General features: G+C 68.8%; 15 protein-coding genes and 1 other RNA gene. All 16 read left to right on the forward strand.

What is annotated here, in order from left to right; all coding sequences use genetic code 11:
• Nucleotides 1-13 precede the first annotated feature (13 nt).
• The 16 genes from petA (at nucleotide 14) to HN018_RS14080 (ending at nucleotide 18,971) form a co-directional block, all read left to right on the forward strand.
• Nucleotides 14-664, forward strand: coding sequence for a ubiquinol-cytochrome c reductase iron-sulfur subunit (petA, locus tag HN018_RS14005; RefSeq protein WP_338033972.1), 651 nt, complete (start codon nucleotides 14-16; stop codon nucleotides 662-664).
• Between the two features lie 683 nt (nucleotides 665-1,347).
• Nucleotides 1,348-1,785, forward strand: an RNA gene (gene rnpB, locus HN018_RS14010) — RNase P RNA component class A.
• A 426-nt stretch (nucleotides 1,786-2,211) separates the two neighbouring features.
• Nucleotides 2,212-2,697 carry a division/cell wall cluster transcriptional repressor MraZ gene (gene mraZ / locus HN018_RS14015; RefSeq protein WP_171833461.1) on the forward strand — a complete coding sequence of 162 codons (486 nt, stop codon included), beginning with the start codon at nucleotides 2,212-2,214 and terminating at the stop codon, nucleotides 2,695-2,697.
• Nucleotides 2,694-3,776 carry a 16S rRNA (cytosine(1402)-N(4))-methyltransferase RsmH gene (gene rsmH / locus HN018_RS14020; protein WP_275434343.1) on the forward strand — a complete coding sequence of 361 codons (1,083 nt, stop codon included), beginning with the start codon at nucleotides 2,694-2,696 and terminating at the stop codon, nucleotides 3,774-3,776. The genes mraZ and rsmH overlap by 4 nt, the downstream gene beginning before the upstream one ends.
• Nucleotides 3,773-4,675 (forward strand): cell division protein FtsL, encoded by a 903-nt coding sequence (ftsL, locus tag HN018_RS14025; RefSeq protein ID WP_239478666.1) that lies wholly within the window; start codon nucleotides 3,773-3,775, stop codon nucleotides 4,673-4,675. The genes rsmH and ftsL overlap by 4 nt, the downstream gene beginning before the upstream one ends.
• Nucleotides 4,676-4,680: 5 nt before the next feature.
• Nucleotides 4,681-6,897 carry a peptidoglycan D,D-transpeptidase FtsI family protein gene (locus HN018_RS14030; RefSeq protein WP_171833460.1) on the forward strand — a complete coding sequence of 739 codons (2,217 nt, stop codon included), beginning with the start codon at nucleotides 4,681-4,683 and terminating at the stop codon, nucleotides 6,895-6,897.
• On the forward strand, nucleotides 6,894-8,432 hold the full coding sequence (locus tag HN018_RS14035) for a UDP-N-acetylmuramoyl-L-alanyl-D-glutamate--2,6-diaminopimelate ligase (RefSeq protein WP_171833459.1): 1,539 nt from the start codon (nucleotides 6,894-6,896) through the stop codon (nucleotides 8,430-8,432). Before HN018_RS14030 ends, HN018_RS14035 begins: the two co-directional genes overlap by 4 nt.
• Nucleotides 8,429-9,847, forward strand: coding sequence for a UDP-N-acetylmuramoyl-tripeptide--D-alanyl-D-alanine ligase (locus tag HN018_RS14040; protein WP_171833458.1), 1,419 nt, complete (start codon nucleotides 8,429-8,431; stop codon nucleotides 9,845-9,847). The genes HN018_RS14035 and HN018_RS14040 overlap by 4 nt, the downstream gene beginning before the upstream one ends.
• Complete coding sequence (gene mraY / locus HN018_RS14045) at nucleotides 9,847-10,935, forward strand: phospho-N-acetylmuramoyl-pentapeptide-transferase (RefSeq protein ID WP_171833457.1); 1,089 nt, start codon at nucleotides 9,847-9,849, stop codon at nucleotides 10,933-10,935. Before HN018_RS14040 ends, mraY begins: the two co-directional genes overlap by 1 nt.
• The gene (gene murD / locus HN018_RS14050; RefSeq protein WP_171833456.1) at nucleotides 10,932-12,263 is read left to right on the forward strand and encodes a UDP-N-acetylmuramoyl-L-alanine--D-glutamate ligase; all 1,332 of its coding nucleotides are present in this window, start codon (nucleotides 10,932-10,934) and stop codon (nucleotides 12,261-12,263) included. The genes mraY and murD overlap by 4 nt, the downstream gene beginning before the upstream one ends.
• The gene (locus tag HN018_RS14055) at nucleotides 12,263-13,444 is read left to right on the forward strand and encodes an FtsW/RodA/SpoVE family cell cycle protein (RefSeq protein ID WP_171833455.1); all 1,182 of its coding nucleotides are present in this window, start codon (nucleotides 12,263-12,265) and stop codon (nucleotides 13,442-13,444) included. Before murD ends, HN018_RS14055 begins: the two co-directional genes overlap by 1 nt.
• On the forward strand, nucleotides 13,441-14,646 hold the full coding sequence (gene murG / locus HN018_RS14060) for an undecaprenyldiphospho-muramoylpentapeptide beta-N-acetylglucosaminyltransferase (RefSeq protein WP_171833454.1): 1,206 nt from the start codon (nucleotides 13,441-13,443) through the stop codon (nucleotides 14,644-14,646). The genes HN018_RS14055 and murG overlap by 4 nt, the downstream gene beginning before the upstream one ends.
• A complete protein-coding gene (murC, locus tag HN018_RS14065) occupies nucleotides 14,643-16,073 on the forward strand; it encodes a UDP-N-acetylmuramate--L-alanine ligase (RefSeq protein WP_171833453.1) in 1,431 nt (476 codons plus the stop codon). The genes murG and murC overlap by 4 nt, the downstream gene beginning before the upstream one ends.
• Nucleotides 16,073-17,035 carry a UDP-N-acetylmuramate dehydrogenase gene (gene murB / locus HN018_RS14070; RefSeq protein ID WP_408886804.1) on the forward strand — a complete coding sequence of 321 codons (963 nt, stop codon included), beginning with the start codon at nucleotides 16,073-16,075 and terminating at the stop codon, nucleotides 17,033-17,035. Before murC ends, murB begins: the two co-directional genes overlap by 1 nt.
• Nucleotides 17,032-17,985 carry a D-alanine--D-alanine ligase gene (locus HN018_RS14075; protein WP_171833451.1) on the forward strand — a complete coding sequence of 318 codons (954 nt, stop codon included), beginning with the start codon at nucleotides 17,032-17,034 and terminating at the stop codon, nucleotides 17,983-17,985. The genes murB and HN018_RS14075 overlap by 4 nt, the downstream gene beginning before the upstream one ends.
• A complete protein-coding gene (locus HN018_RS14080; RefSeq protein WP_239478668.1) occupies nucleotides 17,973-18,971 on the forward strand; it encodes a cell division protein FtsQ/DivIB in 999 nt (332 codons plus the stop codon). The genes HN018_RS14075 and HN018_RS14080 overlap by 13 nt, the downstream gene beginning before the upstream one ends.
• The last annotated feature ends 87 nt before the right edge of the window (nucleotides 18,972-19,058 follow it).

Raw genomic sequence — 19,058 nt, forward strand, 5'->3', positions numbered from 1 at the left:
CCAGGAACCCGACATGCCGTCGCAGGACCTTCCCATGCATGACGAGCCCGGCACGAATGCCGCCGCCGAGCCGGTCAGGCGCGATTTCCTGACCCTGCTGACCGTCGCCACCGCCGCCGTCGGCGCCTGCGCATTCGCCTGGCCGTTCATCGACAGCCTGGATGGTACCGGTTCGGGCGATGCGGCCGACGCCGTCGTCGACATCGACCTGACCCACCTCGCACCGGGGCAGCAGGTCGAGACGGTGTGGCGCGGCCATCCGGTCTTCGTCGTCCATCGCACGCAGGATGCTTTGCAGGCGCTGCAAACCTCGGAATTGCAGCGACGGCTGCGCGATCCGGTGTCGGCGGAGCACCAGCAGCCCGACTACGCGGTGAACTGGCATCGCTCGATCGTTCCGGAATATGGGGTGATGGTCGGCGTCTGCACCCATCTCGGCTGTATCCCGCGCTTCCGTCCGACCGTGGATCTGGCCGCACCGGGAGGCTACGCCTGCCCATGCCACGGATCGCGCTTCGACCTGGCTGGCCGCGTCTTCGCCGGCGCACCCGCTCCATACAACCTGCCGGTGCCACCACACACGCTGGTCACGCCGACGCACCTGCGCATTGGGGTGAACCCGGACGGAGACCACTTCGATTTCGATACGATCAAGCAGATCTGAACGGCCGGACACGACGATACCGACGTCGATGATCCCTTTTCCGATCATCGGGCAGAGATCCGAACGTTAATCTTCCTTCCAGGTGTCACCGCAGGAAGCTGGACGATGCGAACCGTATTCGCCTCGCTCAGTCGAGTTCTGTCCGCCGTAGGCACCCTTGCCAGACCTGCAGTCTATCCGCACCTGGACCGTTCAAGTTGAAGCAAGGAGGCCCGTGTCGAGACTTCTGGACATGCCAGTTGCGACAGGCAAAGTGTCATATTTCCAGTATTTTCGTTGCCATATCGGTCTGGATCTCTTTGTCCGAAACTCTGGCGGAAACTATTTCTCCGCTGCCAGTTCCGGCGCATCTGCCAGATGACGGCTTGGTCAGTCGGGTCCTCTGCAACGGCAATCGATATTTCTTTGCGTGTCCTGCCGGGAGGGCTTTCGCGAGTTCGTGGCGGACGTGCCGATGGCCTGTCCGTAGATGAACCACGCCAACCTCGCGTGGCCATGTCGATGATCAGGGTGCAGACCGAAACGCCGGCGCCGGGAACCGGCTGCGCGGTCGACCCCGACCGATGCCGCCGCCCTGGTCCCGATCGAACCACCTGCCCAATCGATCGTGCTCGAACCGGGGTGTCTGGAAGACCGGACCGAACCGCTTGACGGGACCACCTCCCGCCGTCAGGTTCCGGCCGCCAGACGGCTGGACGGTCGCTGTTGCAAGGGGGTGCGCTCTTCGGGGCTTGCTCGCGCGTGATGGAGGAAAGTCCGGGCTCCACGGAAGAACGGTGCCGGCTAACGGCCGGCGGGGGCGACCCTAGGGAAAGTGCCACAGAAAACAAACCGCCCGCACGGGGTGGCGGCGGCAACGCGGTCATCTTGCAGGTAAGGGCGAAACGGTGCGGCAAGAGCGCACCGCGCTTCCGGCAACGGCGGCGGCAGGGCAAACCCCACCGGGAGCAAGACCGAATAGGGACGACAGGGATCGGCGCTTCGGCGTCAGGTCCTGGAGGCTCTTCCGCCTCGTCGTCCGGGTTGGTCGCGCGAGGCACGCAGCAATGCGTGTCCCAGAGGAATGATCGTCCCGCAGGTTCGCCTGCGGACAGAACCCGGCTTACAGGCCGTCTGGCACTTCGAGAAAACACCCGGAAACCGCTCACGAAACGGGCATTGCGTCTGGTTCGTCTCGCGTGCACCCATCCAATCCCAGGGCCTGGGATCAGCATCGCAAGACCACTCGCAAAACAAGAACATAACAAGAACAAGTAGTGGTTGGTAACTGTTCCGGATGCGGATTGTCCATTCGCGAAGCTGCACTTGGGATTCGTCAGGAATCGCGGTTTTCTGCGGTTTTAACAGCCGCTTTAGTTTGACCCCCCATGTTTTCCCATGATATCCCATGATCACCCAAGACGATTCTGGTCACCTCGGCTGTAACCAGCGCAGCCGGCGGAAAACGCGATCGTCTCTGGGTTGATGCAGTTCGATCGCATCAGCGACGCATACCGCGGGGGCGGTTTCAACCGGCAGAACCGGTTGTGGTTAAGGGGGGGACAACGGTGAGTGTGTTCCTTGGCACGCACCAGAACAAACTGGATGCCAAAGGGCGGGTCTCTATCCCTGCCGGCTTCCGTGCGGTTTTGCGCGTCCAGGCGGAGCTATCCAGCCCGGGCGAGCCACTCCTGGTCCTGCGCCAGTCCCCGAAACACGCCTGCATCGAAGCCTGGCCGATGACCGCCTTCCTGGCGCTTGGCCCAACCCTGAACCGGCTCGATATGTTCAGCGACGATCAGGAAGATCTGGCACTCTCGCTCTACGGCGATGCCTATACGGTCGATGCGGACAAGGAAGGCCGCATCGTTCTCCCCCAGCCGCTGACCACGCATGCGGGCTTGACCGATTCGGTCGCCTTCATGGGGCTCGGCCGTCATTTCCAGATCTGGGAACCGGAAGCTGCCGAGCGCCGTCGCGCAGAAGCGCGAACCAAAGCCCGCAGCGTGACGCTGCCGGCCGGCAACGACACCGTTCGCGGAGCCGTCTCCTGAGCCCGCAGACCGCCACCGGCGGACCGCACGCCAGCGAGCCGGGCCACAAGCCGGTGATGCTCGGCGAGGTGCTTGCGGCACTGCGTCCGGCCGACGGTGCAACGTATCTCGACGGCACATTCGGCGGCGGCGGTTACGCGCGGGCAATTCTCTCCCACGCACGCTGCACCCTGTGGGCGATCGATCGCGATCCGCAGGCGATCGCCCGTGGCGTTGCGATGGCTGCACAGTTGCAGCAGTCCGACAGCGTCCAGCGCCTGCATCTGGTCCAGGGTGGGTTCGGCGACATGCTGTCGCTGCTGGCCGCACAGGGTGTCGACGGGCTCGATGGGGTCGTGTTGGATCTCGGTGTGTCCTCGTTCCAGATCGACGAGGCCGAACGCGGCTTCAGCTTCCGCACCGACGGGCCGCTCGACATGCGCATGAGCCTCGAAGGCCCCAGTGCCGCGGACCTGGTGAACACGCTGCCGGAAGCCGAGCTTGCCGACGTGCTTTACGAGTTCGGCGAGGAGCGGCTGTCGCGCCGCATCGCGCGCGCGATCGTGGCGACCCGCGCGGATGCACCGATCGAAACCACGCTGCAGCTCGCCCACATCATCCGGCGCGTGGTGCCGCAGGAGAAATCCGGGCTCGACCCCGCCACCCGTTCGTTCCAGGCATTGCGCATCCGCGTGAACGACGAGCTTGGCCAGATCGAGGAAGGCCTGGCACAGGCGGCCCGACTGCTGCGCCCGGGCGGCCGGCTGGTGGTGGTGTCGTTCCATTCGCTGGAAGACCGCATCGTGAAGCGCTTCATGACCGGTGCCGCCGGGCGCCTGCCCGCGCCGTCGCGTCATGACCCGCGCGGTCTGGCCCTGCCGAGCGCACCGGCCGCATTCAAACTCGTCGCCAACCGGGCATTGCGTCCGGGCGAGGACGAGTGCCGCACCAACCCGCGTTCGCGAAGCGCCAAGCTGCGCGCGCTCGAACGTGTCGTTCGTGCCGCGTCGGAAAATCCGACGGATCCGGCAATGCCGAGTTCTGGTTCGTCGTCTACAGACTTTTCGAACAACCCTATATCGGCCGGAGCCGCACGATGATCCGCCCTTTCACCTGCGTCTGCGCCCTGCTCGCCGGTGCGTCCGGTCTGTATCTCTATTCCGAGAAGCACCGCACCACGCTGCTCGACCAGCAGATCTCGAAAATCGTTGCCGATACGCAGGCGACACGCGAGCGGACCGCGATGCTGCGCGCCGAATGGGAACTGCTGAACCAGCCGGACCGGCTCGGCACGTTGGCGACGCGCTTCCTTCCGCAACTCCAGCCGATGGCGCCGACCCAGTTCGTCCAGCTCGCCTCGCTCGACAAGCGGCTGCCGCCCCCCGGGCCGGAGACGCCGCCGCATCCGATCCTCACCCCGGAGACCGCGCCTAATCTGGTCGGCCAGTCCCCTGCCACAACCCCGGCGCCGAACAGCCTGGCCCCGGCACCCGATACCGCAGCGATGGCGATCGCCCAGGCCGACGCGCACAAGACTTCGCAGAAGCCGGCACCGCATCGCCAGACCGAGCTGGCCGATGGCGGCAACACCCAGGATGTGGTCGCGAAGGCGGCGGTGCGCCGGGTGGCGGCCCACGCCGTCGTCCGGCCGCAGCCTGCGCATGTCGATGTCGCCCGTCTCGAGGCGACACGCGCCGAGGCGGTGCGGCGCGCCTGGAGTGCGCGCGCCAGCGGTCAGGCAGTCGCCTCCGAGGTGGCGTACCACCCGAGCGCCCCGGCGCGTTATGCCTCCTATACTCAGCACGCGCCGGCCGGCGCGACGGCACCCGCAGTGTCTACGGCCAGCTCCTATGTCCGGCCGCCGACTATCGCCGCGGCAGCATGGCGTCCAGCACGGGCGACATGGCCGGCGCCGCAGCCAGCCAGCTATAACGGGTCGTCGCTCGGGTCCTCGCACGGCACGCTGGCCGCACCCGTACCTCTGTCCGACGGCAACTGATCCGGATGAGCGGCAACAACAGCGACCGGCCCGGTCCAGAGGACCCGCAGCAGGGACCCGATCCGTTGCTCGGCCGCGAGACCGTGGTCAGCGTCACCGGCCGTGACCTGGCGCAGCGCGCGTCGCTGGAAAAGATGCGGGTCCGGCTGCTGGTGGCGTCGGTCGGTTTCGCCTGCCTGTTCGGCGCGGTGTCGTTGAAGCTCGCCGCCGCAACGGTGCTGTTCCCGATGGCGCCGGCCAAGCGCCAGATCGCGTCGCAGGTGCCGCAGATCCCGGTCATCAACACCGATCCGCACAGCATGTTCGCCGACGATACCGGGCTGCCGCATGTCCACCGCGCCACCATCACCGACCGCAACGGCCAGATCCTCGCAATATCGCTGCCGCTGGCTGCGGTGTTCGCGAACCCGCTCGAATTGATCGACCCGGCCGGCGCGGCGGCGAAGCTCAAGACCGTGCTGACCACGCTCGATCTCGACGATACCATCCGCCGCCTCTCGTCGAAGAAACAGTTCGTCTACATCGCCCGCGACATTCCGCCGGACCAGGAACTGGCAATCAACGATCTCGGGATTCCCGGAGTATATTTCGAGCCTGGCGAGAAGCGTCATTATCCGCTCGGGCGGACCGCCGCCCAGGTCATGGGCGCGGTCGATGTCGACGATCACGGTGTCGCGGGCGTGGAGCGCTTTTTCGACAAGCGGCTGAGCTCGGAACATACACCGCTCAGACTGTCCCTGGACGTGCGCGTCCAGGGTGTGGTGCGTGACGAACTGCAGGCTGCCAAGGACAAGTTCCACGCGATCGGCGCCTGCGCGATCGTGATGGACGTCCGCACCGGCGAGATCATCGCGATGGTCAGCCTGCCTGACTACGACGCCAATCTTTTCAACAAGGCGCTCGACGATCAGCGCTTCAACCGTGCGGTCACCGGCCTGTACGAGCCGGGTTCGACCTTCAAGCTGCAGACCGCCGCAATGGTGCTGCAGGATAACGTGGCTCATGTCTGGGACAAATTCTCGACCGCCCCCATCCATGTCGGCCGCTTCACCATCAGCGACATGAAGACCGACCATTTCGCACCGTGGCTGGCGATGCCGGAAGCGCTGGCGCTGTCCTCGAACCCTGCCGCCGCGCACATGGCGCTCGATGCCGGCGCCAAGCGCCAGCAGGACTGGCTGCGCAACATGGGCTTCTTTGATCGCGTTCCGGTCGAGTTGCCCGAGGCGGCACGTCCGTTGGTGCCCCGCCTGAGCAACTGGGGATTGTCGACCGTGATGACGGTGGCGTTCGGGCACGGCGTCGCGGTGGCGCCGCTGGCAATCGTGCGCGGCACGGCCGCAACCGCCAATGGCGGTATCCTGATCAAGCCGACGCTGATTGCCCGGACGGAGACGCAGCCGGCTGACACCGCGGGCGCGACGTCCCTGCAGCCGCTTCTCCAGCAGGTCAACGATCAGGTGGGAGGCGACCCGGCCGCTGCGCCGGAACCGAAGATCGTGCCGCAGGGCGAGCGCTTGCTGTCGGAGGCGAATTCGTCCCTGCTGCGCCGCATCCTGCGCATGGTCGTTGCGGGACCGGACAACGAGCGTACCGGAAAGCGCGCCGATATCCCGGGCTACTTCGTCGGTGGCAAGACCGGTACCGCGGAAAAGGTCGGTGCGAATGGCGGCTACCTCAAGCACGTCAACGTAACCGCTTTCACCGGTATCCTTCCGCTCAACGACCCGCATTACGCGGTGTACGTCATGCTCGACAGCCCGATCGCGATACCCGAGACGCACGGCTGGTACACCTCCGGCTGGAACGCGGTTCCGACCTGGCAGAAGATCGTCTCCCGCATCGCGCCCATGCTGGGCATGTTCCCGGTCACTACCAATGTCGACGCGATCGAGGCATCGCTCTCGATCCCGATGTCGCCGGCAGTCGGCACTGGATACCGCGCACTTGGCCCCGGCAACGACCCGGGCGACCCCCGGGTCCAGGCCCAGCTCAAGCAGCACGAAAAGGAGGCCGCCAAGGCCGCCGCCGCGCATACCGGGGTTCCGGTGGTGGCGCCGCACATGCTGCATCCCGTCGCCGGCACCCACCCGGTATCGCCGCAGGGCGAGCGCGAGGCCGAGGGCCGTAGCGCACTCGGCCACGTTACACCGCTGGCGCCGCCGGTCCCGCTGGCGCCAGCGCTGCGCCGGCAGGTCAGCTACGTCAGGCCTTCCGGATGAGTGCCGCTCTCGTCCGCGATGCTGGTCCCGGCGCCCCGCCGACGCGGACGCTCGGCACCCTTGCGCGCAATATCGTCGGCTTGCCCGCCGGCGCCGCCGATTTGCCGGTGACCGGGGTTGCCATCGACAGCCGACAGGTCCAGCCGGGCTTCCTGTTCGCCGCCCTCCCCGGTGCCGCCATCGATGGACGCCGTTACATCGCCGAGGCCGTCTCGCGCGGCGCCGTCGCGATCCTGGCCCCGGAGGGCACCGACTGGCCGGACAACGTCGCGGCTCGCCCGCTGATCACCGCCCCGCTGCCGCGCCATGTGCTGGCCCGGCTGGCTGCCGCGTTCGCTGCCCGCCAGCCGGACCGGATGGTCGCCGTCACCGGCACCAACGGCAAGACCAGCACGGTCGACTTCCTGCGCCAGATCTGGACGCTCGGCGGACTGCCGGCCGCCAGCCTCGGCACCCTTGGGGTAATCGCCGGGATGGCGCTGCCGGATGCCGGCCCGGCCCTGACCACGCCCGACAGTATCGATCTGGCCAACCTGCTGGGTGCGATGGCCGATGCCGGCGTGCGGGCAGCGGCGATCGAGGCCAGTTCGCATGGCCTGGACCAGTTCCGGCTCGATGGCGTCCGGCTCGCCGCCGCCGGCTTCAGCAACCTCACCCGCGACCATCTCGACTATCACGGCACGCTGGATGCCTATCGCGACGCCAAGCTGCGGCTGTTCTCGGATCTGCTGCCGGAAGGCGGCCTTGCCGTCGCCAACGCCGACATGGACCCGGAGACGCTGGCCCATCTGCGCGGCATCGCCCTCGTGCGCGGGCTGACGCTGCGTTCGGTCGGCATGCTCGGCGAGACCATCACGCTGCATCGCGCGGTGCCGCTGGCGGACGGACAGATGCTCGAGATAGAGGCGGACGGCCGCCGCCACGACATCAGGCTCGCCCTGCCCGGCCGGTTCCAGGCCGACAACGTGCTGCTTGCCGCCGCCCTTGCCGAGACCGACGACGCGGCACTGCCGTCGGTTCTAGCCCGCCTCGATCGTCTGGTCGGCGTGCGCGGGCGCATGGAACTGGCGGCCAGCCTGTCGAACGGCGCTGCCGCCTATGTCGATTACGCACACACCCCGGATGCGCTGGAGCGGCTGCTGGCCTCGCTGCGTCCGCACGCGGAACAGGCCGGCGGCCGGCTGGTGATCGTGTTCGGCGCCGGTGGCGATCGCGACCGCGGCAAGCGTCCGCTGATGGGAGCGGCGGCAGCCCGTCTCGCCGACCTGGTCATCGTCACCGACGATAATCCGCGCAGCGAGACCCCGGCGGCGATCCGCGCCGAAATCATGACGGCATGCCCGGACGCGCTCGAGATCGGCGACCGGGCGAAGGCGATCGCCGCCGGCCTCGACGCATTGCGGCCCGGCGACGTGCTGGTTGTCGCCGGCAAGGGCCATGAGCAGGGCCAGACGATCGGCGGCGAGGTGCATCCGTTCGACGATGTCGCGACCGCGCGCCGGCTTGCCGGTATCGCGCCGGAAGGTGCCGCATGAACGCCCTATGGACCGGACAGGCGCTGGCGCTGGCGGTGGACGGGCAGTTCGGCGGCCCGGCCCCCGCCTCGATCACCGGCGTCTCGATCGATACCCGCACGCTCGCTCCCGGCGACCTGTTCGTGGCCCTGGTCAGCGAGAGTGGCGACGGGCACGTGCATGTCGCGACGGCTCTTCGCAACGGCGCTGCGGCGGCTCTGGTCCACCCGAGCGAGCACCTGCCCGAAAGCCTGCGCGACGATCCGCGTCTGCTGCATGTGGCGGACACGTTCCGGGCGCTGCATGCACTCGGCCGCGCCGGTCGCGCCCGCTTCAGGGGCCGCGTGGTCGCGGTCACCGGCAGCGTCGGCAAGACGACGACCAAGGAAATGCTGCGAACCGCACTGTCGGCGATCGGCGAGACGCATGCGTCGGCGGCGTCCTACAACAACCATTGGGGCGTACCGCTGACGTTGGCGCGGCTGCCCGAGCACGCCGCATTCTGCGTCAGCGAGATCGGCATGAACCACCCGGGCGAGATCGCCCCGCTGGCGAATCTCGTACGTCCGGACGTCGCGGTAATCACCACCGTCGCGGCCAGCCACATCGGGCACATGGGCAGCCTGGCCGCGATCGCGACCGAGAAGGCCTCCGTTTTCGCCGCCCTGTCGCCGGGCGGCACCGCGATCTATCCGGACGATGCGGCGCATGTCGACCGGCTTGCCGGCGCGGCGACGCAGGCCGGTGCCCGGATCAGCCGGTTTGGTACCACCGCCGGCGCCGAGGCCCGGATCGAGGATCTGGTTCTGGCAGCCGATGGATCCCGCGCCAGCCTGTTGAACGGCGGACGCCGGCACCCGTTCCGGCTGGCGGCACCCGGGCGCCACATGGCGATGAACGCCGTCGCCTGCCTCGCTGTCGTCTGGGCCTTGGGCGAGGATATCGCGCTGGCCGCGAATGCACTAGCCGGATTCGTTCCGGGCGAGGGCCGCGGCGCATTGCGTCCGTTGCTGCAAGGAACTGCATCTTTGCTGGACGAGAGTTACAATGCCTCGGGTGCCTCGATGCGTGCGGCCTTGTCGGTGCTCGGGCTGCTGCCGGCAACGCGTCGTGTGGCGGTGCTCGGCGACATGCTCGAACTTGGCGCTTTCGCACGGGCGGAGCATGAAAATCTCAGTAAAAGCGTGCGCGAATCGGCAGACATCGTTTATTGCGCAGGCGACATGACGAAATTTCTCTTCGACGGCCTGCCTGCGGAGATCCAGGGCGCCCATGCCGCCGATGCGCGCTCGCTGGCGCCGATCGTCGCGGCCGGACTGCGCGCCGGCGACGTCGTGCTGGTCAAGGGCAGCTACGGCAGCCGCATGCGCGACGTGGTGTCCGCCCTGGTCGCCACGCCCGGCACGACCTCACTCGATACTGATCAAGCAGCCTGATGCTCTATAACCTCGCCCATCCATTCGCCGAGCACTTCGCGCTGTTCAACCTGTTCCGGTACATCACCTTCCGGTCGGGCGCCGCTTGCCTGACCGCGTTCGTGCTCAGCTTGGCAATGGGCCCGCGTTTCATCGCCAGGCTGCGCAAGATCCAGCGCGACGGCCAGCCGATCCGCACGCTCGGTCCCGAGCGCCACCTGATCGAGAAGGCCGGCACCCCCACCATGGGTGGCGTACTGATCCTGACCGCATGGTTCGTCTCCACGCTGCTGTGGGCAGACTTGTCCAACGGCTTCGTCTGGGCGGTGATGTTCGCGACCGCTTCGTTCGGCGCGGTCGGCTTCGCCGACGACTATCTCAAGCTGTCGCGCCGCAACACCAAGGGCGTGTCCAAGCGCATGCGCCTCGGCTGCGAATTCGGCGCGTCGCTGATCGCCGGCTACTGGATCGAAAGCCTGATGCCGGCGTCGATCGCCAACACGCTGACCTTCCCGTTCGTGAAGGAAGCCGTGCTGCCGCTGTCGTATGCGTTCCCGATCTTCGCAATGCTGGTGATCACCGGTTTCGGCAATGCGGTGAACTTCACCGACGGACTCGATGGCCTGGCGATCGTGCCGGTGATCATCGCAGCCGTGGTGTTCGCGCTGATTTCGTATCTGGTCGGCAACCGTATCTTTGCCGACTACCTGCAGTTGCATCCGGTTCCCGGGACCGGCGAACTCGGGGTATTCCTGGCGGCGCTGATCGGTGCGGGCCTCGGCTTCCTCTGGTTCAACGCGCCGCCGGCCGCAGTGTTCATGGGCGATACCGGCAGCCTGGCCCTCGGCGGCGCGCTCGGCGCGGTCTCGGTCGCGGTCAAGCATGAGATCGTGCTGTGCATCGTCGGCGGACTGTTCGTGGTCGAGACGCTGTCGGTGATCATCCAGGTGTTCTGGTACAAGCGCACCGGCAAGCGCGTGTTCCTGATGGCGCCGCTGCACCATCATTTCGAAAAAATGGGCTGGCAGGAGCCGAAAATCGTGATCCGCTTCTGGATCGTTTCGATGGTGCTCGGCCTTGCCGGCCTGGCCACGCTGAAGATCCGATGAGCACCGGCTTCCCCGATACCCTGTTCTCCGGCCGCCGCTACGCCGTGCTCGGCCTCGGCCGCAACGGCCTGCCCGTGGTGCGCGCACTCGTCGCCATGGGTGCGACGGTGCAGGCCTGGGACGACAACGAGGCCGGACGGCTGGCGCTCGGCACCATGCAAGGCCTGACGCTGGCCGATTTCAACAGCATGGCCGGCTTCGACGCGCTGGTGCTGTCCCCCGGCATCCCGCACCACCTGCCGGCGCCGCACCCCGTCGCGCTGATGGCGCGCGAGCTCGGCATCACGATCCTGTCCGACGCCGACCTGCTGTTCGAGGCGGTGCGGGCTGCCGGCAGCCGCGCCCGCTTCGTCGGCATCACCGGCACCAACGGCAAGTCCACCACCACCGCCCTGGTGGCGCATCTGCTGACCACGGCCGGCATCCCGAACGCGGCTGGCGGCAATCTGGGCCCTGCCTCGCTGGCCTTGCCGCTGCTCGGCGACGACGGCGTCTACGTGCTGGAGATGTCCAGCTACATGCTGGAGCGGATCGACACGCTGCGCTTCGACGCCGCCTGCCTGCTCAACCTGTCGCCCGACCATCTCGACCGGCATGACGGCATGGACGGCTATACCCGCGCCAAGCTCGAGATCTTCGCCCGCCAGACCCCGGCGGACCTTGCGGTGATCGGTTTCGACGATGCCGCCAGCCGCGCGATCGCGGCACGCGGCACCGTCGCCCAGCTGTTGACCGTCTCCGGCCACAGGCCCGGCGCGCTCGCTGCTGCGCTGGACGGTGCCATTGCCCTGCCGGGCGCGCACAACGCGCAGAACGCCCTCGCCGCCGCCGCCATCGCGCGTCATCTCGGGATGAGCGACGCCGCCATCGAGGCCGGCCTCGCCAGCTTCCCGGGGCTGCCGCACCGCCAGCAGCGGGTCGCCAGCATCGGCGGCATCGACTTCATCGACGACAGCAAAGCCACCAATGCCGATGCCGCCTCCCGCGCGCTCGGCTGCTACGACCGGCTGGTCTGGATCGCCGGCGGCATCGCCAAGTCGGGCGGCATCGACGCGCTGGCGGCGTTGTTCCCGCGCGTCGAGCTGGCCCTGCTGATCGGCCGCGACGCACCCGTGCTGGCCGAAACCCTCACCCGCCACCTGGTATCGCACCGGATCGTCGAGACACTGGAGGCCGCCGTGCCGCAGGCGCTGCATGCCGCCCGGTCGCTCTCCGCTCCGGTGGTGCTGCTGTCTCCGGCCTGCGCCAGCTTCGACCAGTTCGCCAGCTTCGAGGCGCGCGGCCAGCGTTTCGCCGAGCTTGCCCGAGATCTCGGGGAAGCACGCTGATGTCGCAATCCGCACGCTCCGACAACTCGATCATCGGCCGCTGGTGGTGGACGGTGGATCGCTGGACGCTCGGCTGCGTCGGGCTGCTGATCGGTTTCGGCTACGTACTGATGCTGGCCGCCAGCCCGTCGGTCGCGGCCCGCATCGGCGCGTCGCGCGACATGTTCATCCTCAAGCAGGTGGTCTTCCTCGCGATCGCCGGCCTGATCGTGGTGACCAGCTCGATGCTGTCGCCGAAAGGCGTGCGTCGTGTGGCGCTGGCCGGTTGCCTGGTTGCGCTGGCGCTGACCGCACTCACGCTGGTGCACGGCATCGAGATCAAGGGCGCCCGCCGCTGGATTGCGCTGCCGATGATGTCGGTGCAGCCGTCCGAGTTCCTGAAGCCCTGCTTCGCCGTGGTCACCGCCTGGCTGCTGGCCGAAGGCAAGCGCAGCCGTGGCTTCCCCGGCATGCTGCTGGCGTTCGGAGTGTTCATCGCGATCCTGATGCTGCTGAAGTCGCAGCCGGACATCGGCATGCTCTCGGTGATCACCTGCGTGTTCATGGCGCAGCTGTTCATCGGCGGGCTGAACCTGTTCCTGGTCGGATGCGGCATAGGCAGCATGATCGCCGCCTTCGCCGCCGCCTTCGTGATGTTCACCCACGTGCGCAGCCGGGTGATGCGGTTCCTGCATCCGGGCCAGGGCGACCACTACCAGATCGACACCGCGATGCAGGCGTTCGGCAATGGCGGCCTGCTGGGTCGCGGCCCGGGCGAGGGCCGCGTGAAGGACATGCTGCCGGATGCCCACGCCGACTTCGTGTTCGCAGTCGCCGGCGAGGAATTCGGATTGCTGGTGTGCCTGTTCATCATCGGTATCTTCTGCTTCATCGTGATCCGCACCCTGCTGAAGCTGCTGGCCGAGGACGACCCGTTCATCGTCCTGGCCAGCACCGGCCTGGTCACCGGCTTCGGCCTGCAGGCTTTCGTGAACATGGCGTCCAGCCTGCACCTGATCCCGACCAAGGGCATGACGCTGCCATTCATCTCCTATGGCGGCTCGTCGGCGATGTCGGTGGCGCTCACCATCGGCATGCTGCTCGCCCTGACCCGCAGACGCCCGCGTGGCCGCGCCCAGGAGCTGGGCCGTCCTGCATCCGACCGTCGTTCGACCGCCTCGCGCCGGAGCGTGGCCGCATGACCGCTCCGATCGTCATCGCCGCCGGCGGTACCGGCGGGCACTTCTTCCCGGCCGAGGCGCTGGCGACCGAGCTTGCGGCGCGTGGCCATGCGCTCGTGCTGATGACCGATGGCCGCGCGGGACGTCGCACCCAGGGCGTGTTTGCCAACACCGAACAGCACGTGCTGGCCGGGTCCGGGATCGCCGGGCACGGCATCGGTCGCAAGCTGGGGGCTGGCGTGGCACTCGGGCGCGGCACGATGTCTGCCCGCTCGATGCTGGCGCGGTTGCGGCCCGCCGCCGTGGTCGGATTCGGCGGATATCCGTCGGTGCCGCCGCTGCTGGGCGCCCGCCTGCTCGGCAGCCGCCGGCCGGTGATCATCCTGCACGAAGGCAATGCCGTGCTTGGCCAGGCGAACGCGCAGCTCGCCCGCTTCGCCGACGCCATCGCCACCAGCTTTCCCCTGGTTGCCCGGCTCCCGTCCGGCGCGAACACCGTGCTGACCGGTATGCCGGTGCGGGCCGAGATCGCCGCCGCCGCGAACAGCCCGTATCCGTCGGCCGGCGGCGAGTTGCGCCTGCTGGTCTGGGGCGGTTCGCTCGGCGCCCGCGTGTTCAGCGACATCGTGCCGCAGACGCTGGCCGCCCTTCCCGAGCTGCTCCGGTTGCGGCTGTCGGTGACGCAGCAGGCACGCGCCGAGGATGTCGAGCGTGTCCGCGCCGCCTACGCAGCCGCAGGCATCTGCGCCGAGGTGGCTCCGTTCTTCGACGCCGTGGCCAAGCGGCTGGCCGACAGCCACCTGGTGATCGGCCGCGCCGGCGGGTCGTCGGTCGCAGAACTCACGATGGTCGGCCGTCCCTCGATCATGGTGCCGTTGCCGATCGCCGCATCCGACGAGCAGGGCGCCAACGCCGCATCGCTGATCGAGGCCGGCGGCGGCTGGATGCTGCGCCAGCCGGACTTCACCCCGGCCGCCCTCGGACTGCTGCTCGCCGGCCTGCTCGGCGACCCGGCTCGGCTTGCCGCCGCCGCGACAGCTTCTGCCGGGCTGGCCCGCCACGACGCCGCCCGGCGGCTGGCCGATCTGGTGGAATCGACGGTGGCCGCAACCGCTTCCACCCGCTTGCGCCCGGCTGCCGAAGGCGTCATCCCCGCCCACTTGCAGCGGGACATCCCCGCCCGCTCGCAACGGGAGATGCACGCTATGGACTCGACCTCATGAGAGCCCTTCCCCTTTCCATCGGCACCATCCACTTCGTGGGGATCGGCGGCATCGGCATGTCCGGCATCGCCCAGGTGCTGCATACGCTCGGCTACCTGGTCCAGGGCAGCGACATCGCCGAGAGTGCCAACGTGCAGCGCCTGCGCGCCACCGGCATCAAGGTGATGATCGGGCACGAGAGCGCCAATCTCGGCGATGCCCGCGTGGTGGTGACCTCCACCGCGGTGAAGCGCGACAATCCCGAAGTGGTATCCGCCCGCGCCCGGCTGATCCCGGTGGTGCGTCGCGCCGAAATGCTGGCCGAGCTGATGCGGCTGCGCTGGTCGATCGCGATCGGCGGCACCCACGGCAAGACCACCACCACCAGCCTGGTCGCCGCCGTGCTCGATGCCGCCAAGCTCGACCCGACCGTGATCAACGGCGGCATCATCGAGGCCTACGGCTCCAATACCCGCATGGGCGAAGGCGACTGGATGGTGGTCGAGGCGGACGAGAGCGATGGCTCGTTCCTGCGCCTCCCTGCCGTGATCGCCGTGGTCACCAACATGGACCCCGAACATCTCGACCATTGGGGCACCGGCGAGGCGATGATGGCCGCCTACGACCAGTTCGTCGGCAACATCCCGTTCTACGGCTTCGCGGTGCTGTGCGTGGACCACCCGAACGTACAGCAGATGATCCCGCGCCTGTCGGATCATCGGGTCATCACCTACGGCTTCTCGCCGCAGGCCGACGTGCGTGCCGAGCGCATGGTCGCCGACAAGCGCGGCGCCACCTTCGAGGTCATGGTCACCGACCGGGCCCGCAATCGCAGCCGCAAGATGGGTCCGTTCCGCCTGCCGATGCTGGGCAGCCACAACGTGCAGAACGCGCTCGCCGCGATTGCCGTGGCGGTCGAGATGGAGATCGACGAGGGCACCATCCGCAGCGCGCTGGCCGACTTCCGCGGCGTGAAGCGCCGCTTCACCCGCACCGGCGAGGCGGGCGGCATCACCGTCGTCGACGATTACGGCCATCACCCGGTCGAGATCGCCGCGGTGCTCAAGGCCGCACGCCAGGCCGGCGCCCGCGACGTGGTGGCGATCGTGCAGCCGCACCGCTACTCGCGCCTGCAGTCGCTGTTCCCCGAGTTCTGCACCTGCATGAACGATGCGGGCACCGTCATCATCGCCGACGTGTATGCGGCCGGAGAGGCGCCGATCGAGGGGTTCGACCGCGACAGCCTGGTCGACGGGCTGCGCGCCAGCGGCCATCGCAGCGTGGTGCCGCTGCCCGGGCCCGAGCACCTGGCCGAGATGGTGCATGCGATCGCCCGCAGCGGCGACTTCGTCATCTGCCTGGGTGCCGGCAACATCACCGCCTGGGCGCAGGCACTGCCCGCCCAACTGACCGAGCTGCAGCGTGCCCGCGGAGGCCATGCCGCATGATGGCAGCCGCCAACCCGATCCCGACCACCGGCATCGCCGGACTGATGCCGCCGGTACGCGGACGGCTGGAGGCGAATGCTGCCCTGGGGCCGCAGACCTGGTTCGGTGTCGGCGGTCCGGCGGAAGTGCTGCTGCGTCCGGCGGATGCGGACGATTTGTCGAGCTTCCTCGGCGCGCTGCCGCCGGAGTTGCCGGTCGTCACCCTCGGCAAGGCCTCTAACCTGATCATCCGCGATGGCGGCCTGCCCGGCGTGGTGATCCGGCTGGCCCGCGGCTTCTCCGGGATCGTGGTCGAGGCGGACGGCATCGTCTGCGGCGGTGCCTGCCTCGACATGACGGTGGCCGAGCATGCCGCCGGCGCCGGGTTGCGCGGGCTCGAGTTCCTGGCCGGGATCCCCGGCTCGATCGGCGGCGCCGTGGCGATGAATGCGGGCGCCTACGGTGCGGAAATCACCGACGTGCTCGACTGGGCCGAGATCGTGAACCGCTCCGGCGAGTTCCTGCGGCTGCCGGTCGAGGCGCTCGGCTTCGGCTATCGCCGGTCCAGCCTGCCCGAGGGTGCGGTGGTGGTCCGGGTGCGGCTGCGTGGCGAGCCGGGCGATCCGGCCATCCCGCGCGCCCGCATCGTCGAGATCCGCGCCGCCCGCGAGGCGTCGCAGCCGACCCGCGCCCGCACCGGAGGCTCCACCTTCCGCAATCCCGACCCGGCGACGACGCCGCTGAAGGCGTGGCAGCTGATCGACGAGGCCGGCTGCCGCGGCCTCGAGATCGGCGGCGCCCAGGTCAGCGAGAAGCACTGCAACTTCCTGCTCAACACCGGTGCCGCCAGCGCCGCCGACATCGAGGCGCTGGGCGAGGAAGTCCGCCGCCGCGTCGCCGACAGCTCGGGCATCGACCTGCACTGGGAAATCAGGCGCCTCGGCGTGCCAGGTCACCTCGCGACCCTCGGCGGTGCGGCATGAGCCACGTCAAGCCGACCGTCGCCGTGCTCATGGGTGGCTTCTCGAACGAGCGGGAGGTGAGTCTCAGCTCCGGGCGCGGCGTGCTCGCGGCCCTGATCGAGGCCGGCTACGACGCCCGCGCGATCGATGCCGGCGCCGACCTGTCCGCGCTGGTCGACACTCTGACCCGCGACCGTCCCGGCGTGGTGTTCAATGCGCTGCACGGGCCGTTCGGCGAGGACGGCGCGATCCAGGGCGTGCTCGACTGGATGGGCATCCCCTACACCCACTCCGGCATACGCGCCTCCGCCGTGGCGATGGACAAGGAAGCGGCGCGGGCAGTGTTCGCCAGTGCCGGCCTGCCGATCGCACGCGGCACGGTGATCGCCATCGACCGGTTCGCCGACGCCGACCCGCTGCCGTTGCCCTACGTCATCAAGCCGCTGAACGAGGGCTCGTCGGTCGGCGTCTCGATCGTCCGCGCCGGCTCGAACCGCCGCGGCGAGATCGTGGCCACCTGGCACTACGGCCCGACCGCCCTGGTCGAGGAGTTCATTCCCGGCCGCGAGATCACCGTCGGCGTGATGGGCGACCGCGCGCTCACCGTCACCGACATCACGCCCAATTCCTCGGCTAGCGACGGCTTCTACGACTACGAGGCCAAATACTCGGCCGGTGGCTCGGAGCATGTGCTGCCGGCCGACATCCACCCGGATGCGTTCGCCGAGGCGATGCGGCTGGCGCTGGTTGCCCACCAGGCGCTCGGCTGCCGCGGCGCCTCCCGTGCCGACTTCCGCTACGACGACACGCTTCACGGTCGTGCCGCGCCCGGCCGGCTGGTGCTGCTCGAGGTGAACACCCAGCCCGGCCTGACGCCGACCTCGCTGCTGCCCGAGCAGGCCGCCTATTGCGGCATCTCGTATGCCGAGATGTGCGCCTGGATGGTGGAGAACGTCGCATGCCGCGCGTGAAGCCCACCCCACCCCCCGCCGGCGGCAGCCTGATGGACCGGCCCTCGCGCTTCGGCATCTTCGCACGCCGCCAGCGCCGGCTGGTGCGGCCGATCCTGGTGATGGTGCTGGCCGGCGTCGGCATCGGCGGCGGCATCCACCTGACCCACCTGATGCGCAGCGAGGAAACCTTTGCGCCGCTGCGGGCCGAGTTCGGCCACAAGGTGGCGCTGCACATCACCACCATCACGGTGATCGGCCGCGACATGACCCCCGAGCCGATGCTGATGGCCGCCCTGGGCGCGCAGGTCGGCGACGACATTCTCGGCTTCTCGGTCGAGGAAGCCCGCAAGCGGATCGACAGCCTGACCTTCGTCGAGCACGCCACGGTGGAGCGCCGCCTGCCCGGCACCATCGTCGTGCAGCTGACCGAGCGGCGCCCGTTCGCGGTCTGGCAGAACCAGGGCCGCTTCGTGCTGATCGACCGCAAGGGCCAGATGGTCGCGGACCAGGGCATGAACGGCAAGGATGCGGAGGCTTTCGCACAGCTTCCGCTGGTAGTCGGCGCCGGCGCGCCCCAGGCGGCCGAGACGCTGATCACCGCCCTCGACGCCGAGCCGCTGGTGCATGCGCACGTGGTCGCCGCGGTCCGCGTCGGACTGCGCCGCTGGAACCTGACCCTGCGCAACGGCTGCGACGTGCTGCTGCCCGAAGGCGAGGAGGCCGCCGCGCTGCACCGTCTGGCGCAGCTGCAGTCGAGCCAGCAGCTGCTGATCCGGCCGCTGGCGGCGATCGACATGCGCCTGCCCGACCGGCTGGTCATCCGGCCGCGCCCGGTCGCGGCGGTCGACCCGAACGACCCGACGCTGAAGGACGAAGCGCTTACCCCGGGCGCCACAGCTCCGCCCGGCAGCCTCGGTTCCACCGGCCATACGACCGGCCAGATCACCGGTGACGCACGCCAGGCCGGCGGCATGCCCGACACTCTCGGCAGGAGGCCCGCATGAACGAGCTCGTCCGCCCACCAGACGAACGGCTATTCGCCGACCGGCCACCCGATGAGCGGATGGTTGCCGAACGTGCGCCTGCCCGGG

It is taken from the genome of Lichenicola cladoniae (assembly GCF_013201075.1).
Taxonomy (GTDB): domain Bacteria; phylum Pseudomonadota; class Alphaproteobacteria; order Acetobacterales; family Acetobacteraceae; genus Lichenicola; species Lichenicola cladoniae.

What these genes read in the sequence shown, in the direction of transcription:
- petA (WP_338033972.1), top strand. Translation starts at nt 14, where the DNA reads ATGCCGTCGCAGGACCTTCCCATGCATGACGAGCCCGGCACGAATGCC.
- ftsL (WP_239478666.1), top strand. Translation starts at nt 3,773, where the DNA reads ATGATCCGCCCTTTCACCTGCGTCTGCGCCCTGCTCGCCGGTGCGTCC.
- HN018_RS14030 (WP_171833460.1), top strand. Translation starts at nt 4,681, where the DNA reads ATGAGCGGCAACAACAGCGACCGGCCCGGTCCAGAGGACCCGCAGCAG.
- HN018_RS14035 (WP_171833459.1), top strand. Translation starts at nt 6,894, where the DNA reads ATGAGTGCCGCTCTCGTCCGCGATGCTGGTCCCGGCGCCCCGCCGACG.
- HN018_RS14040 (WP_171833458.1), top strand. Translation starts at nt 8,429, where the DNA reads ATGAACGCCCTATGGACCGGACAGGCGCTGGCGCTGGCGGTGGACGGG.
- mraY (WP_171833457.1), top strand. Translation starts at nt 9,847, where the DNA reads ATGCTCTATAACCTCGCCCATCCATTCGCCGAGCACTTCGCGCTGTTC.
- murD (WP_171833456.1), top strand. Translation starts at nt 10,932, where the DNA reads ATGAGCACCGGCTTCCCCGATACCCTGTTCTCCGGCCGCCGCTACGCC.
- HN018_RS14055 (WP_171833455.1), top strand. Translation starts at nt 12,263, where the DNA reads ATGTCGCAATCCGCACGCTCCGACAACTCGATCATCGGCCGCTGGTGG.
- murG (WP_171833454.1), top strand. Translation starts at nt 13,441, where the DNA reads ATGACCGCTCCGATCGTCATCGCCGCCGGCGGTACCGGCGGGCACTTC.
- murC (WP_171833453.1), top strand. Translation starts at nt 14,643, where the DNA reads ATGAGAGCCCTTCCCCTTTCCATCGGCACCATCCACTTCGTGGGGATC.
- murB (WP_408886804.1), top strand. Translation starts at nt 16,073, where the DNA reads ATGGCAGCCGCCAACCCGATCCCGACCACCGGCATCGCCGGACTGATG.
- HN018_RS14075 (WP_171833451.1), top strand. Translation starts at nt 17,032, where the DNA reads ATGAGCCACGTCAAGCCGACCGTCGCCGTGCTCATGGGTGGCTTCTCG.
- HN018_RS14080 (WP_239478668.1), top strand. Translation starts at nt 17,973, where the DNA reads ATGCCGCGCGTGAAGCCCACCCCACCCCCCGCCGGCGGCAGCCTGATG.